Raw genomic sequence first — 16,074 nt, forward strand, 5'->3', positions numbered from 1 at the left:
TAGTGTCTGATTTATTATTTCTGACAGTCTGCACCGTCCGACAACTCCCGCAGGCGCTCGCGCTGGGCCAATCGGTCGACAGGCTGCACCCCAATGCTACGTTTGTTATCGGTCTGGCCGACGCCGAACAGGGTATAGACGGAATTAGCCTGCCGTATCGGGTATTGCCGGTTGCGTCGGTACTAACGCCCGATGCGCTCAAAACAGTATCGGATAGCTACTCACCCACCGAGTTGGCGGGGGCACTGAAACCCACGTTTTTACGGGCCGTGTATGCGCAGTTTCCGGAGGCACAACACCTGATCTACCTCGACCCCAACTCGGCTCTCTACGCGCCACTGACGCCTGTACTGGAGCAGTTGCACGCGGCCTCGATACTGCTTACCCCGTTTATGCAGAAAGCGCCAGCTGATGGCGCCCTGCCCGACGAGAAGTATATGCAAAATATTGGGCTGTACAATGCCGATTTTCTGGCCCTACGCCGGTCGGCCGAAACCGATCGGATGCTCGCCTGGTGGGAAGACCGGGTGCAGACGAGGGCCCAGATCGATTTCTGCGAAAGCCTGTGTCTCGATCAGATCTGGCTCATGCACGTCCCCGCTTTTTTCGAGGGAGTTCTGATTGCTAAAAACATCGACTGGCACCGGGGGCTCTGGAACTGGCATGAGTGGGCGGCAGCAAAGGATAAACCCGAACAACCACTGTGGGTCAACTTCAAAGGGCTCTACGATCGGAGCGAGGGTTTCTTTGCGTACCAAACTCGCGTTGACCCCACTCGTGATTCCGCGCTGCAACGGCTTCTGGCCGATTATCGCGCGGCCGTACAACGACTCGCTCAGCCCGCTTTTGATCGGCGGCCTGCCTATGGCCGCCAACCCGAGAAGCCGGTGGTCTTTGGCTGGCGCCGGGGGGCGGTGAAGGCTCTGCGCAGTCTGGCCCAGCAGATAAATACGATGCCATTGCCCGTTTGGAAATAAACGTAGCCCGACGCCCATGCCTGGGCTCAGCAAACTCCCACCCAATTGCCCAACATGAATATACTGTATGACCATCAGGCCTTTACCGGGCACACGTACGGCGGGGTGGCTCGGTATTTTTACGATCTTTTGCGCTGCCTGAGCCAGGAAGACGGGGTGAGGTTTGACCTTTCGCTGTTGTTGTCGAATAGCGAGTATCTGGCCAATCGCCCTTTCGCGAATCACTTTACATTTAAACCGTTGGCACACAACCAACGGGCCAATCAGGTAGCCTCGGTTTTAAACCGGATGAACAGCATCCGGCACTTGCGGGCCGGGCGGTTCGATGTGTTTCACCCGACGTACTACCATCGTTATTTTCTGGATTACATCGGCAAAAAACCGTTTGTGATCACGTTTCACGATGCCACCAGCGAACGCTATGCCGATCAGTTTCCCGACGTGGGGCAGCACCTGCCTGAACTGAAAAAAGTCTTGCTCAACCGGGCCGATCGAATCATTGCTGTGTCGGAGTTTTCACGGCAGGAGATTGAGCGATTTTTTGGCATTGGCCCCGACCGGGTCGATGTGGTGCATCTGGGTACGACGCTCGGTGAGGCCGATACCACAGGGCTTCAGCCACTGCCGTACGAGTACCTGCTTTACGTAGGCAAACGCCCGTTCTACAAGAATTTTGACTTATTTTTTAAGGCCATTGCGCCTTTGCTGAAACGCCACCCCGAACTGCACCTGGTGTGCGCGGGTGGGGGCAGCTTTACGCCTGGCGAACAGGCCCTGTTTGCTGCGGCCGGACTGTCGGGGCAGGTGCATCAGCACGGTATCACCGATGCCTCGCTTTTGCATTTGTACCAGCACGCCCGGGCGTTTGTATTTCCGTCGCTTAACGAAGGGTTCGGGATTCCGGTTCTGGAGGCTTTCAGCGGTAAGTGCCCTGTGCTCCTGAGCGACCGAAGCTCATTGCCCGAAGTAGCGGGCGAAGCCGCCGTTTATTTCGATCCCGAAAGCGAGGAGTCGATGCTGGCGGCTGTAGAGGGGCTGGTTTTCAACGACGCTCGCCGGGCCGAACTTACAGCAATGGGCACAGAGCGCCTTAAACTCTTTTCCTGCGAGAAAACCGCCCATCAGACCCTGCAGGTTTACCGCGAATTGGTCCCTTAAGTACGGCCCGATAGGTTTGTGCCCTATTTTTGCACATTACTACGATTCAATCTGAGCTATTTGTCTGTGCACGATTCATCAACTCGTTCGCTACGTTCCTTTGTGACGACCGAACTGGGAGCCACGGGCGCTCCCCCTCGTCAGGAGGCCGCGAAACTACCCAAACTGACCGTTGTGACGCCCTCGTATAATCAGGTCGAATACCTGGAGCGAACCATTCTGAGCGTCCTGAATCAGGGGTATCCCAACCTGGAATACTTTATCATGGACGGTGGGTCAACAGATGGGAGTGTAGAGATAATCAAGAAATACGAACCTTACCTGGCGGGTTGGGTAAGCGAACGTGACCGTGGGCAAACCGATGCCATCAATAAAGGATTTCGGCGGGCAACGGGTGACCTGGTAGCGTTTCAGAACTCCGACGATGTGTTTGCCCCCGATGCGTTCTGGCGCGTGGCTAAAGCCTGGCAACAAGACCCAACAGCCGGTGTGTTTTTCGGTGATATGTACATTATCGACGAAAACGACGCGATAACTGAAGAGATGCGGGTACCCCCGTTTTGTGCCGAATGCCATATTTACGAGGGAATGCAGGTTTTTAACCAGTCGTTTTTTGTACGCCGGGATCTGCTCGATCGGTTTGGCCTGCTCGACGAAAGTCTCCGGTTTGTCATCGATTACGAAATTGTGGCCCGTTTGGGCGTACAGCCGGGGGTGCGGTTCCGGCATGTCGACGGGTTTTGGGGTGGTTTTCGGGTGCAGCCCGACGCCAAATCTTCGAATATTGCCACGGTTGGTGTTCAGGAACACGCCCGGATACGGCAGAAATTCGCACCGGCCCTTAAGAGCCGTTGGGGCGAAAGCTTCTGGGTGCGGTACTGTCGCATCCGAAAATTGCTGTACTTTGTATTCCGGGGCAACTTTACCTACGTTCGCCACCGGCTGTCACTCAGAAAATAAGTCGTCGGGCAAGGGCTGCTCGGGTACTGGCTATGGTCAGGCCGGGGTCGGCAAGAATTGACGGACAACGGATAACGATTTCATGCTGCAGTTACTCAGAAAAGTAGATTACATGCGGATTGTGGTGGGCATCTGCATGGTGGTTGACGGATACCCGCTGATCTTTTTTTTGAAAGAAACTATGGGGCTGGCTCCCGGTAGTTCGGCCTTTACGGCTGGCTTTCTGGCCCTGGGGTTTGTCCTGATGGTGCCTTTCTCCATTTTCCGGAAGCTCTACAAACCCAACCTGCTGGCTTTCTACATGGCCATCGCCTGCCTGTTGCTGATGGTCTTCTACATGATTTATTTCGTTGGAGAGCCCGGTTTCAGTGCGCTGGGGACAGATAGTATGTACTTTCTGTTCGCGTTTATTTTCCTGTTTCTGGTGGTTTGTGTGCCCAACGATATTATCGAAGTGGCCGTGCCGGTCATTGTCGTTTTTACACTGGTGTCAAATCTGGGGCTGATTTACGCCATGATTACCGACCCAACCTGGGCTCTCGGTCAGCGGGCAGCTATCAATTTTGGTACAGCGGGCGAAGCAGGCGAACGGTCGGGTAACCCGCACGTATTTGCCCGAAACGCCCTGTTGGGGGTGGTTGCTTGTGGCGTATGGGCGTTTGATGCCCGTACAGGACTGCTGTTTCGGATTTTTGCCTTGTTTACGGGGGCTGTGAGTGCGGCTATTCTGGTCATGACCCAAACGCGCTCGAGTATTGTGGCTCTGGTGCTGGTGATTGCCCTGTTTATGTTCTACAATGTCCGTCCGGCACAGATCAAAACAGCTGTTCGGGGCCTTTTCAAGCCATTACCACTTATCACGATCGGTATTTTTATCGTGGGATTAATGGCGTTCCTCCAACGATACAATGACATTTACAACCTGCTGTACGGGTATGTCATGGGCTTTATCGAGCGGAATACCGAAAATATCCTGGCTCTGCTTGGGTTGAAAACAAAGGCGGGCTACGCGGCCAGTTTCGATGCCTCATCGGCAAACCGGACCGTCAGCACGGGCTTTCTGGGCAACGTGTTAATTGGTCACATGGAGATGCTGGTTTTCGGAAACGGATACAAATTTCTGTACCTGGACATCCCTGTACTCGAAGCCTGGATCAATCATGGAATCGCCGGATTGGTGCTGTTTGGTGGGCTAAACCTGCTCATTTTTTACAACTGCCTCCAGGCCATGCGCACCAACCCTAACCCGCTCACTACCTGTCTGGCCTATTTTTACATGCTTATCTTCGTCCAGATGTTTACCAATGGTCGACCCAACGAGATCTCGTTCTGGCACCCGCTGGCGTTGATGATCCGGTTTGTGGGGGTCGAGCATTTGTTCCCTATCCGACTCTGGACGAACCCACCGGCGTACGATTACGATGGGTATGCGGTCCCTAACCCGGCCGGTCCCAGCGCTGTCCACGCCTTGTCGGCCGAAACCGACGTCGTCTCAGAACCATCGGCATCCGAAACGGCCGCATGAAAGTTCTGATTGTTCACAACATTCTTTGGGCTCATTATAAAGCCGCTGTATTTCAGGCGCTCCATGCGCGGTCGGCCTCAGCCAATGTCCAGATAAAGGTCTTACAGATTGCCCGAAACGAACGGTCGCGGGCGGGGTGGGAGACCACGGCTGCCCATGCGCCCGTGTATCGGTACGACTACGAACTGCTATTTGACCGGTTTGTGGAAGAGGTGTCGGTTGGTGAACGTACCCGGGCGTTGCTGAGCCGGATGCGGCAGTTTCGGCCCGATGTGCTGTATCTCACGGGCTACTACGATCCGGCCCAGCTGGCGCTGCTGGCCTATGCCAAACTGACGGGTGTACCCGTGGTGATGCAAATGGAAAGTACGGCTGCCGACCATGGGCGGGGTGGACCTAAAGAAGCCCTGAAACGAGCCATTCTGCGGCTTTGCGATGGCTTTTTCTGCTTTGGTTCCCTGCAGGCCGAGTACCTCATGCAACTCGGGGTAACCGCCCGTAAAATTCTGCTCCGTAAAACTGCCGTTGACAACGATGTTCTTCTGCGCGTGTTCAACGAGATTTGCCCCAACCGCTCCGCTAAGTTGACGCAGATGGGCTTGCCCTCCCGAAACTTTGTCTTTGTGGGGAGGCTCATTGAGCCTAAAAACCTGCCGGCCCTCCTTAATGCGTTTGCTCAGGCCCGCCGACAAGTAGACGATCGTAGCTGGGGGCTTGTTTTTCTGGGCGACGGGCCGCTTCAAGCTGCTCTGGAACAACAAGCCCAGAACCTCGGGATTACCGGACAGGTGCGGTTTTTGCCCGCAGCGCCCTGGTACGAGGTGCCCCAAACGCTTGCCCTGGCCGATGTGCTGGTGTTGCCCAGTCGCTCCGAACCATGGGGACTGGTTGTCAACGAAGCCATGGTTTGTGGTATGCCCGTGCTGGTGTCGAATCGGTGCGGCTGTGTGGGTGATCTGGTGCGAGATGGGGAGAATGGGTTCTTGTTCGACCCCGATCAGTCCGATCAGCTCACCGGACTGATGGTGAAACTCATGCAGCTATCCGATGCTGATCGGGCCCGGATGGGGGCGATCTCCGAAGAGATGATTAAGCCCTGGTCGGTCGGGGCGGTGGCCGACGAGATGCTGGCCGGATTTTTAAGACTTGGTCATTGAATGAAAATAGCCCATATCTGTGCGTATTCGTGGGAGATCGGTGGTCCCCCGAAGGTAATCTACGATCATACCGAGGTCGCTTTAGCCGAGGGGCATCAGGTCGATATTCTGAGTCCTTACTCTGAGGGGGAAACCCCGTATCCGGTGCCGGAAGGGGGGCGGCTGGTGCGGTTTAAGCGAACCGCACCTATTAGCCGTGTGTTTCGTGAATTTTCGTGGCCCTTGTTTAGCTACCTGCGGGCCCACATCCGCGAGTACGATGTGGTGCATTGCCACGGACTCTGGCACTGGGGCGCACTGGCCCCGTTTATGATCGACAGCCCCGGCGTTGTCAAAGTGGTTACGGTACACGGCGTACTCGACCGCTGGGCTTACGCACAAAGCCGCTGGAAAAAGCAGCTGGTGGATACCCTCGCCCAGAAACGATTCCTGCAACAGGCCGACTTAATTCACGTCATTACCGAGGAAGAACGTGAGGATGTACACCAATATCTCGGTATTGCTCACCCAAATATCGTGCTGATTCCCAATGGGGTTAAGGTCAGAGACTTTGCCGAAATGCCTGCTAAGGATACATTTCGTCATGAATTTAACATTAAAAAAGAGCAGAAAATCGTTTTGTTTATGAGTCGGCTTAACGCCAAGAAAGGCCTCGACATATTGTTGCCGGCTTTCAGGCAGTACGCCCAACAGAACGACGATGCGGTGCTGGTACTCGCCGGACCCGACGATGGGTACGCACAAACGGCCCGGCAGTTTATCGGGCAATATGGGCTCGACGACCGAATCCGAATGGTGGGCATGATTAAGGGAGATCTGAAAAAAGCCGCCCTTGCCGATGCCACCCTGTTTACCCTGCCGTCGTATTCTGAAGGGTTTTCAATGGCCTGTTTGGAAGCAATGGCTGCGGGTACGCCGAGCTTACTCTCTGACCGCGTGGGCTTTGGCGAGGCCATTCGGGAATACGATGCGGCCCAGTTAATCGAATTAACGCCGGAAGGGGTATTGTCGGGGCTGCGCGTGCTTTTATCAGATGAGTCGCGCCGGGACACGGTACGGCAAAACGCCCGCCGGTTAGTGACTGAGAAGTACGACATCGACCGGCTCTCCCGTCAGCTTTTAAATGAGTACGCTGCCCTGTGTGGGCGGTAGCAAGAATAGGTAACCGGCCGACCAACATTTGTGCAGGCTGGTAGTTGTTTATAAAAGGATACGTTATTTTCTGTAGCTCTGTGAAACGCTGGATAGCTATTGGTCTTGTTGTGTTAATTGTCGGCGGAGTCGTCGCGTACAATAAGTTTGGAAAGTCGAAGAAAGAAGACCCGGCAGCCGCATCGGCCGGGGGAGGTGGTCGTGGCCCGGGTGGCCCCGGCGGTGGTGGCCCAGGTGGTCCCGGCGGCCCAGGTGGTGGTAACCGGCCCACCAGCGTCACCGGCTTTGTGGTGGTTTCGCAGGCGTTGAAAGAAGAGGTAGTAGCCAGCGGATCGTTGTTGGCCGCCGAACAGATTGATATTTACCCCGAAGTAGCGGGCCGAATCACGCAGTTGTCGATTCGGGAGGGTCAGCCCGTCTCGCAGGGCAGCCTGCTGGTAAAATTGTACGATGCCGATTTGCGGGCTCAGCTGCAGCGCCTGTATGTGCAGCAGGAAAACGCCCAGCGAACCGAAGAGCGGAACAAGCAACTCCTGCAACGGGGTGGAATCAGCCAGCAGGAATACGACATTGTGGTGACCAACCTCAAAAGTGCTCTCGCCGACATTGAACTTGTAAAAGCTAACCTGCGCCGAACCGAAATTCGGGCTCCGTTTTCGGGCGTGATCGGGCTACGTAATGTAAGCCCCGGCGCCTACGTGACGCCCCAAACGCTTATTGCCCGGCTCCAGCAAACTAGTTCGCTCAAATTGGATTTCTCGATCCCCGAAAAGTACGGCCCAAGTTTAAAGAATGGGAGTGGGGTCACCTTTACGGTCGATGGACTCCAGCAGCGTTTTAACGGTACGGTTTACGCTACCGAGCCGTCGGTTGAAGAAGAAACCCGTAACCTGCGGGTGCGTGCCCGGGTCAACAACAACGGGGCCCGGCTACGGCCTGGTACGTTTGCCAAAGTGACGCTGGCGATTCAGAACGAAAGTGGCCTGGTGGTGCCTACGCAGGCCGTAATTCCGCAAACGCGGGGCAAGCAGGTGGTTGTCGTGCGTAACGGCAAAGCCATTTTTCAGGATGTGACCACGGGGATTCGTACAGCCAGTGCAATTCAGATTCTCTCGGGGCTCAGCCAGGGCGATACGGTTGCCACAACGGGTCTGTTATTTTTAAAACCCGACGGCCCTGTGAAGGTTGCGAAGGTAGCCGGTCTGCCCAAGGTGCCTCTGAACCCGACAACCGGGGTGCCCGCCACCGATGCTCAAGCCAAACTTTAATCTCATGAAGTGGCATCCCAACAGCCGTCACGATCGATAAAACACACGTTATGAGTCTTTCTTCGCTTTCGCTAAATCGGCCCGTGTTCGCGATGGTTATGTCCATCGTGATCGTGTTGTTTGGCCTGATCGGTTACCGGTTTCTGGGCGTGCGGGAGTACCCGGCCATCGACCCGCCCGTAATCACGGTGCGCACCAATTATACCGGGGCTAACCCCGAAATCATCGAGTCGCAGATTACCGAGCCCATCGAAAAATCGCTCAATAGCATTGAGGGTATTCGGACGATCTCGTCGAATAGTGCACTCGGTGCCAGTACCATCACGGTCGAGTTTGACCTCAACGCGGATCTGGAACGGGCGGCCAACGACGTGCGCGACAAAGTGGCACAGGCTCAGCGGCAGCTTCCGCAGGATATTGACGCACCACCGGTAGTCACCAAAGCCGATGCCAACTCCGACCCCATCGTGTTTATGCCGGTCCAGAGTTCGACGCGCAACATCATGCAGCTCTCCGACTACGCCGAAAACGTGTTGCAGGAGCGTCTGCAAACGATTCCCGGTGTGAGTCAGGTAAACATCTACGGTCTGAAGCGCTTTGCTATGCGGTTGTGGATCGACCCGATCAAACTGGCTGCGTACCGCCTGACTGTACAGGATATTCAACAAGCGCTCACCCGCCAGAATGTAGAGCTACCCGGTGGTAAAATCTACGGAAACAACACGGAGTTGACGGTGAAATCGGTGGGCCGACTGACCACTGAGCAGGACTTCAACGACCTCATCGTGCAGCAGACCGCAGGCCAGATTGTTCGGTTTAAAGACATTGGCTACGCGGTGCTGGGCCCCGAAAACGAAGAAACCCAGTCGAAGCAGAACGGTCGGCAGGGGGTTATTCTGGTGTTGATTCCACAACCGGGCGCCAACTACGTCGAGATCGCCGACGAGTTTTATAAACGATTCGAAGACCTCAAAAAAGAGCTGCCACCCGATATTGAAGTGAATGTCGGCATCGACCGGAGTACATTTATCCGGAAAGCTATTCTGGAGGTGCAGGAAACCCTGATCATCTCCTTTATTCTGGTTGTACTGGTTATTTATTTCTTTTTCCGCGACTGGCTGATCGCCTTCCGGCCCCTGATCGACATCCCGGTATCGTTGATTGGCGCATTCTTTATCATGTATGTCGCTGACTTCAGTATCAATGTGTTAACACTGTTAGGTATTGTATTGGCAACGGGCCTGGTGGTCGACGACGGGATTGTGGTTACGGAGAATATCTTTAAAAAAGTAGAGCAGGGGATGGACCCCAAACGGGCCGCCCGAGAAGGTTCTGATGAGATTTTCTTCGCTGTTATTGCTACGTCCATTACGCTCGCTGTGGTGTTTCTGCCCATCATTTTCCTCGAAGGGTTTGTGGGTCGTCTGTTCCGGGAGTTCGGGATTGTGGTGGCGGGTGCCGTAATTATTTCAGCCTTTGTATCGCTTACGCTGACCCCGGTATTGAGCGTGAAGCTCACGAGCAAAGACCACGGCAAGGGGAGCTGGTTCTACAAAAAGACCGAGCCCTTTTTCCAGTGGCTCGACCGGAGTTACCGAAGCTCGCTCGAAGCGTTCATGCGTGCACGGGCCTGGTCATTGGTAATGATTGCCGCCTGTTTGGCGCTCATTTTCGGAATCGGGACCCTGCTCAAATCAGAACTGGCTCCGCTCGAAGATCGGGGGCGGCTTCGGATACCCATTACTGCGCCCGAAGGAACAAGCTTTGAGTCTATGGCCACGATTACCGACCGGCTTACGCAGTTTGTGCTCGATTCGGTTCCCGAAACGACATTGACCTTTAGCGTTGTTGCGCCGGGCTTCTCAGGCGCGGGGGCCGTCAACAGCGGGTTTGTGTTTGTGAACATGAAAGACCCGCAGGATCGGAACAGGTCGCAACAACAGATCGCCGATTACCTGACGGCCAACTTGCGGAATTTCAGCGATGCTCGTATGTTCCCGGTGCAGGAACAGACCATTCAGGTAGGGCGCGGGGGCGGTCAGCCGGTTCAGTTTGTGTTGCAGAATCTGAACTTTGATAAGCTGCGCGAAAAACTACCCGTTTTCCTTGAAGAAGCACGTAAAGACCCGACCTTCCAAAATGTCGACGTCGATTTGAAATTCAACAAGCCTGAGCTGAACATTAGTATTGACCGCGAAAAAGCAACGAGTCTGGGCCTGTCGGTACTCGACGTCTCGAATACCCTGCAATTGGCCCTAAGTAATCGCCGGTTGGCGTACATGCTCATGAATGGTAAACAGTACCAGGTAATTGGGCAGGTAGACCGCGAAGACCGCGACGAACCCGTGGATTTGGCTTCGTTTTACGTGCGCAACAATACGGGTCAGCTCATTCAGCTTGATAACCTCGTTCGGTTTGAAGAGCGGTCGAGTCCCCCGCAGGTGTACCATTACAACCGATTCAAGTCCGCAACGGTGTCGGCGGGTCTGGCGCCGGGCAAAACCATCGGCGATGGGGTAGCGGCCATGAACGCTATTGCGGCCCGAGTGCTCGACAACACATTCCAGACGGCTCTGTCGGGGGCTTCACGTGATTACGCCGAAAGTTCGTCGAATACCTTGTTTGCGTTTGGTCTGGCTTTGATTCTGGTCTATCTGATTCTGGCCGCTCAGTTCGATAGTTTTGTCGATCCGTTCATTATCATGATTACCGTACCACTGGCTATCGCCGGGGCGGTGTTGTCGCTGTGGTTGTTCGGCCAAACGCTGAACATTTTCAGCCAGATCGGTATCATCATGCTCGTGGGTCTTGTGACTAAAAACGGTATTTTGATCGTGGAGTTTGCGAACGAGCAGCGGCTAACCGGTAAGAATAAGTTTGAAGCCGCCGTTGAGTCGGCCGCCATGCGTCTCCGGCCCATTCTGATGACGACGCTGGTAGCCGCTTTTGGGGCACTGCCTCTGGCGCTGGCGTTGGGTGCGGCCAGCAAAAGCCGGGTTCCGCTTGGTATCGTGATTGTGGGCGGGCTCCTGTTTTCGCTTATCCTGACCTTGTATGTGGTACCGGCAATCTATACGTATCTGTCGCGCCGGAAGGATGGAAACCCGCAGGACGGGCATGCCGGACTGGGTGATGATAACCGCCCCCTCCCACAACCGGATGGCCGCGATACCGGCGACCGAAACCCTGTTGAAGAAGTAGGTACATTCAAGTAGCTTGGAATTCACACAAAAAAAGCCCACTGAGCAATCAGTGGGCTTTTTTTGTGTGAATGAGGTTACTGGGCAGCCACCCGCCAGATTCGGTTCCCGGCATCATCGGCAACCAGAACCGACCCGTCGGGTAGGGTGGTTACACCAACCGGGCGGCCGTACACATCCTTATCATTGGCGATGAATCCGGTCAGAAAATCCTCTGGGTTGCCCGATGGTTTGCCGTTGCTGAACGGTACAAACACGACTTTATACCCCGAAAACTCAGCGCGGTTCCAGGAACCATGTTGCCCAATGAAAGCCCCATTGTGGTATTTCTGAGGGAACTTGGTTTTGTCGTAAAAAGCCAGCCCAAGCGAAGCCGTATGCGCACCCAGAGCCACGTCAGGCACAATGGTTTTTTTGACTAAATCGGGACGCTCGCCTTTTCGGCGGGGATCTTCAATCTGATTGTAGTATGCATAAGGCCACCCGTAAAAACCACCTTCTTTCACGCTCGTGAGGTAATCGGGTACCAATTCATCGCCCAGTTCATCGCGCTCATTCACGGCTGTGTACAAAGTTTGGCTACCGGGGTACCAGGCCATGCCTACGGGGTTGCGCAGCCCCTCGGCGTACATGCGCTCACCCGATCCGTCGGGGTTGATTTCCCAGATAGCGGCCCGTTTTACTTCGTGTTCCATCCCGTTTTCGCCCACGTTGCTGCCTGAGCCTACGCTCACGTAAATTTTCTTGCCGTCGGGGCTGCCGAGCAGGTTGCGTGTCCAGTGGTTGTTGTAACCACCCGCTGGTAGCTCCTTAATTTTGGTACCGGTGCCACTCAGGCTGGTTTGCCCGGTTTTGTACGGAAACCGCAGGATGCCGTCGGTATTAGCCACGTAGAAATAGTCGCCCTGGATAAGCATGCCAAAGGGCTGGTTCAGATTCTCGACAAACGTTTGGCGGAGATCGGGTTTGCCATCTCCATTCGTATCGCGGAGTAAGGTGATCCGGTTGGCGCTTTCGTCGAACCGCTGTGATTTGTTCTGCCCCGTAACGACGGCGGTGGCCCGTTTGGCCCCTTTTTTCTCGGTATTGGCCTCGGCAACCAGCACATCCCCGTTGGGGGCTACGTACATCCAGCGCGGATTAACCAAGTCGCGGGCAAACTCGGTCACGGTGAAGCCGGCGGGCGCTGTTGGTGTCTTGCCTTCGGGCCAGCCAATCACATTACTGAAACGTTTGTTGGATTCGCCCGGTGCGGGTAGTTCCGGCGTAGCCGGTAGCTGGGCATTGTCGGCATCAGAGGGTTGATTGCCTTTTTCTTTCTGGCCACAGGCCATAACCAGTACAGACAGGGAGCCTGCGAGTAAAAAGTGTACGATTCTCATTTTGTTGAGTAAACAGTTTGTGTATCTAACTCCGCTCGTCTCGCTTTGGTTACTCCGCACGGGGTTAAAAAGGTAAGCAGGTGGCAAATAGCCCTGTTTGGCAAGATTCCAGATGTAGTAAGTGGCCGTACTGAAATGATCCGTTTACCCGTTTTTCAATCTAAAAAAATCTTCTGATCCAGGCAGAGGCCGGTGCCAAAAAACCGGGTATCTTGTGTGTCAATTTCCCTAAACAGTAAAACCGAATGCAAAAGAAAATCACGCTCACCGAAGACGAAATCCCCGAAAGCTGGTACAACATTGTGGCCGATATGCCCAATAAGCCTCTGCCACCGCTTCATCCTGGTACGCACGAGCCTATTGGCCCTGAGATGTTGGCTCCGTTGTTCCCGATGGAGTTGATCAAGCAGGAGGTTACGGCCGATAAGTGGGTTGGTATTCCCGACGAAGTGCGGGAGGTGTACAAAATCTGGCGGCCAACGCCCATGTTTCGGGCTACGGGTCTGGAGAAAATGCTGGGCACCCAGGCCAAAATTTACTATAAATACGAAGGCGTTAGCCCGGCAGGTTCGCACAAGCCCAATACGGCTGTGCCACAGGCTTACTACAACAAGCAGGAAGGCGTAAAACGCATCACCACCGAAACGGGGGCCGGGCAGTGGGGAAGTGCACTCAGCTTCGCCTGTCAGCTGTTCGGGATCGAGTGCGACGTGTATATGGTGCGGGCCAGCTATGAAGGCAAGCCGTATCGCAAAATTATGATGAATACCTGGGGGGCCAATGTGTACCCTTCTCCATCAGAGCGGACCCAGGCCGGCCGGTCTATTCTGGCGCAAGACCCTAACTCGCCCGGTAGCCTTGGTATCGCTATTTCCGAAGCCGTAGAACTCGCCATGCAGGCCGACGATACCAAGTATGCACTTGGTTCGGTGCTGAATCATGTGCTGATGCACCAGACCGTAATTGGCCTGGAAGCCATTACACAACTCGAAAAGGCGGGCGACTTCCCCGATATTGTGGTGGCACCCTTCGGCGGAGGCTCCAATTTTGCCGGTATTGCATTCCCCTTCCTGCGCTATAACCTCGAAGAGGGCAAATCGATCCGGTGTATTGCGGCCGAGCCGGCATCGTGCCCCAAGCTGACGCGGGGTGTATTCCGGTACGATCTGGGCGATACCGTCGGCATGACGCCGTTGCTGCCTATGTACACACTGGGCCATAATTTTATTCCGGCACCTATCCATGCCGGAGGCCTGCGTTACCATGGAGCGGGGGCCATTGTGAGCCAGTTGCTCAACGATGGATTAATTGAAGCACAAGCGTTTAAACAGCTCGAATGCTTCGATGCCGGCATTAAGTTTGCCCGTGCTGAGGGTATTATTCCCGCGCCGGAGGCTACGCACGCCATTGCGACCGTTATTCGCGAAGCACAGCGGGCCAACGAAGAAGGCACCAGCCCAACAATTTTGTTTAACCTGTGCGGTCACGGTCACTTCGACATGGCCTCGTACGAACAGTATCTGGCGGGTAAACTTGTCGAGCACGAAGTAACCCAAGAGGAGATTATGGCGTCTCTGGCTGAGTTGGATACGCCAACTATTAATGCGTAATGAATAATGTGTAATGAATAATGGGCTGACGCCAGCAAAACCCTGGTGCGCCAGCCCATTATCCATTACGCATTACACATTATTCATTTTGAAAGTAGCCTGTGAATCAGCTCGTCGGCTTTGTCGTTGCGGCCACTGATGAGGTTGGTTATATAGTCGCCGACATCTTCGGGGTAGAACCAATCGGGGAGGCCATCGACTTTGTGACCCTGATGATGTTTCATTCGTTCGCGGGTTTGTACCGGCCCCAGAATAAGTTCATACACTTTGAGACCCAGCGGCTTTACTTCTTCAGACAGGGTCATCATCAGCGATTTCTGCGCGGCTGCACTCATGGCAACCGGGGCCGCGTGCGGGTACGCCTGTTCGGCACTAAAACCGTTCACGTGAATATACATGCCCCGGTTCGGAATGAGGCAGGGTACCAGCGTACGAATAGCCAGAAAATGAGTCGTTAAGTTACTGGCCAGCACCCGGTTCCAGGTGTTGAGGTCGATGGAGGTGAGCGGAAGCCCCTGCCACCAACCACCCAGCGTGGCCACCGCCACGTCGATACCACCCCGAAACTTCTGCGTCAGAAAATCACTCAGCTCCCGGGCACCGTTTTCCGTGCCGATGTTTGCATGGAGTGTGATAAGCTCCCCGCGCTGCACGTCGGCCACGTAATCGGTGAGATGTACAATTTTTGAAGGGGTACGAACGGGCACAACCACGGTAGCTCCGTGCTCAAGCAACGACCGGACGATGCCTTCGCCGACACCGCCAGCTCCTCCGGCCACAACAGCAACTTTCTCGGTCAGTGGCATACGAATCGTTTTCGGTTGAGTATCCAAAAGCCAGGTTGAGCGCTCCGTGGAGTTCTCAGCCAGCTTGTTTTTGATTAACCAAAAACGACTTCGGTGGTTTAGTTGCCCCGCAACATATCTTCGCGCCGGATGTTGTCGGCGGGAGCCTGATTCAGAATGTCGCGGTATTCTTTTGACTTCAGGTCACCCCGTTTCACCGAGCGGATGAAGTTTGCCCAGGCGAAGGGGTTGGTAAAATTGAAGGTGGTTGCCTGCCCCCGGTTGGCCAGGGCCTCGCGCCCGAAAATCTGCTGATTCATGAAATACTGATGGTTAGCCATGGCCCCCATGGGCGTAATGGCCGACATCCGCATCATATACATCGGGTCGGTATTCTTGGCCAGATTGTCGCGCTCTTTCTGATCGGGCAATTTCATGGTCACAAACGCTTCCTTAAACAGTTGTTCGGTGGCGTAGGGGTAGACCTTTACTTCGGCCAGTGTTTTTACATCTTCCTGAAGCGCCACCACAGCCGAGTAGGTCACGTCGGTGAGTCGGCGGGGAATAATGTGGTACTGCGGTTTAAAGCCAACGTAGCTGAAAATGATACTATCGCCCGGAAACACCGGAAGCGCAAAGTAACCGTTGTTGGCCGACAGCACCCCCCGACCTGCTTTCGGAATGTACACGTAAGCCTGCGGGAGTGGTTCGTTGTTCTTACCACCCGTGATAAAGCCCGTAAACGTTACCTGACGCTCTTGTCCCTGTGCCTGGGCGAGCGAGAACAATCCCGCAACCGACAGGAATACGATAGTAAGCACGAGTAACGTAAGCGACTTTTTCATCAGCAGGCAAAGTATTTGTACAAAGTAAACGACTATTCGGACAGTAACGTTTGGC

12 protein-coding genes are annotated in these 16,074 nt (G+C 54.7%); 9 read left to right on the forward strand and 3 right to left on the reverse strand.

Going from position 1 to position 16,074, the window contains the following annotated elements:
- The first annotated feature begins 2 nt into the window (after window positions 1-2).
- The 8 genes from RUDLU_RS0100810 to RUDLU_RS26715 all read left to right on the forward strand — a co-directional run bounded on the left by RUDLU_RS0100810 (window position 3) and on the right by RUDLU_RS26715 (window position 11,412).
- Complete coding sequence (locus tag RUDLU_RS0100810; protein WP_019986434.1) at window positions 3-977, forward strand: hypothetical protein; 975 nt, start codon at window positions 3-5, stop codon at window positions 975-977.
- Window positions 978-1,031: 54 nt separating this feature from the next.
- Window positions 1,032-2,135 carry a glycosyltransferase family 4 protein gene (locus RUDLU_RS0100815; protein ID WP_019986435.1) on the forward strand — a complete coding sequence of 368 codons (1,104 nt, stop codon included), beginning with the start codon at window positions 1,032-1,034 and terminating at the stop codon, window positions 2,133-2,135.
- 66 nt (window positions 2,136-2,201) lie between these two features.
- Window positions 2,202-3,095 (forward strand): glycosyltransferase family 2 protein, encoded by an 894-nt coding sequence (locus RUDLU_RS0100820; protein WP_245581609.1) that lies wholly within the window; start codon window positions 2,202-2,204, stop codon window positions 3,093-3,095.
- Between the two features lie 82 nt (window positions 3,096-3,177).
- A complete protein-coding gene (locus RUDLU_RS26710) occupies window positions 3,178-4,620 on the forward strand; it encodes an O-antigen ligase family protein (RefSeq protein ID WP_019986437.1) in 1,443 nt (480 codons plus the stop codon).
- Window positions 4,617-5,777, forward strand: a complete 1,161-nt coding sequence (locus RUDLU_RS0100830; protein ID WP_019986438.1) for a glycosyltransferase — start codon at window positions 4,617-4,619, stop codon at window positions 5,775-5,777. Before RUDLU_RS26710 ends, RUDLU_RS0100830 begins: the two co-directional genes overlap by 4 nt.
- Window positions 5,778-6,929: a glycosyltransferase gene (locus RUDLU_RS0100835; protein ID WP_019986439.1), complete on the forward strand. Its 1,152-nt coding sequence runs from the start codon at window positions 5,778-5,780 to the stop codon at window positions 6,927-6,929.
- An 80-nt stretch (window positions 6,930-7,009) separates the two neighbouring features.
- Entirely contained in the window at window positions 7,010-8,197 is a 1,188-nt protein-coding gene (locus RUDLU_RS0100840) for an efflux RND transporter periplasmic adaptor subunit (protein ID WP_019986440.1), read from the forward strand.
- A gap of 50 nt (window positions 8,198-8,247) precedes the next feature.
- Window positions 8,248-11,412 (forward strand): efflux RND transporter permease subunit, encoded by a 3,165-nt coding sequence (locus tag RUDLU_RS26715; RefSeq protein WP_044129267.1) that lies wholly within the window; start codon window positions 8,248-8,250, stop codon window positions 11,410-11,412.
- A 62-nt stretch (window positions 11,413-11,474) separates the two neighbouring features.
- Here RUDLU_RS26715 and RUDLU_RS0100850 read toward each other — a convergent pair whose 3' ends face one another.
- Entirely contained in the window at window positions 11,475-12,779 is a 1,305-nt protein-coding gene (locus RUDLU_RS0100850; RefSeq protein WP_027302640.1) for a PQQ-dependent sugar dehydrogenase, read from the reverse strand.
- 245 nt (window positions 12,780-13,024) lie between these two features.
- On the opposite strand from RUDLU_RS0100850, the gene RUDLU_RS0100855 reads away from it, so the two are divergent.
- Window positions 13,025-14,389, forward strand: coding sequence for a TrpB-like pyridoxal phosphate-dependent enzyme (locus RUDLU_RS0100855; RefSeq protein ID WP_019986443.1), 1,365 nt, complete (start codon window positions 13,025-13,027; stop codon window positions 14,387-14,389).
- Window positions 14,390-14,472: 83 nt separating this feature from the next.
- On the opposite strand, the gene RUDLU_RS0100860 is transcribed toward RUDLU_RS0100855, so the two are convergent.
- Entirely contained in the window at window positions 14,473-15,195 is a 723-nt protein-coding gene (locus tag RUDLU_RS0100860) for an SDR family oxidoreductase (protein WP_019986444.1), read from the reverse strand.
- 98 nt (window positions 15,196-15,293) lie between these two features.
- Entirely contained in the window at window positions 15,294-16,019 is a 726-nt protein-coding gene (locus tag RUDLU_RS0100865; protein ID WP_019986445.1) for a carboxypeptidase-like regulatory domain-containing protein, read from the reverse strand.
- Window positions 16,020-16,074: the final 55 nt, after the last annotated feature.

This window comes from Rudanella lutea DSM 19387 (genome assembly GCF_000383955.1).
GTDB lineage: Bacteria > Bacteroidota > Bacteroidia > Cytophagales > Spirosomataceae > Rudanella > Rudanella lutea.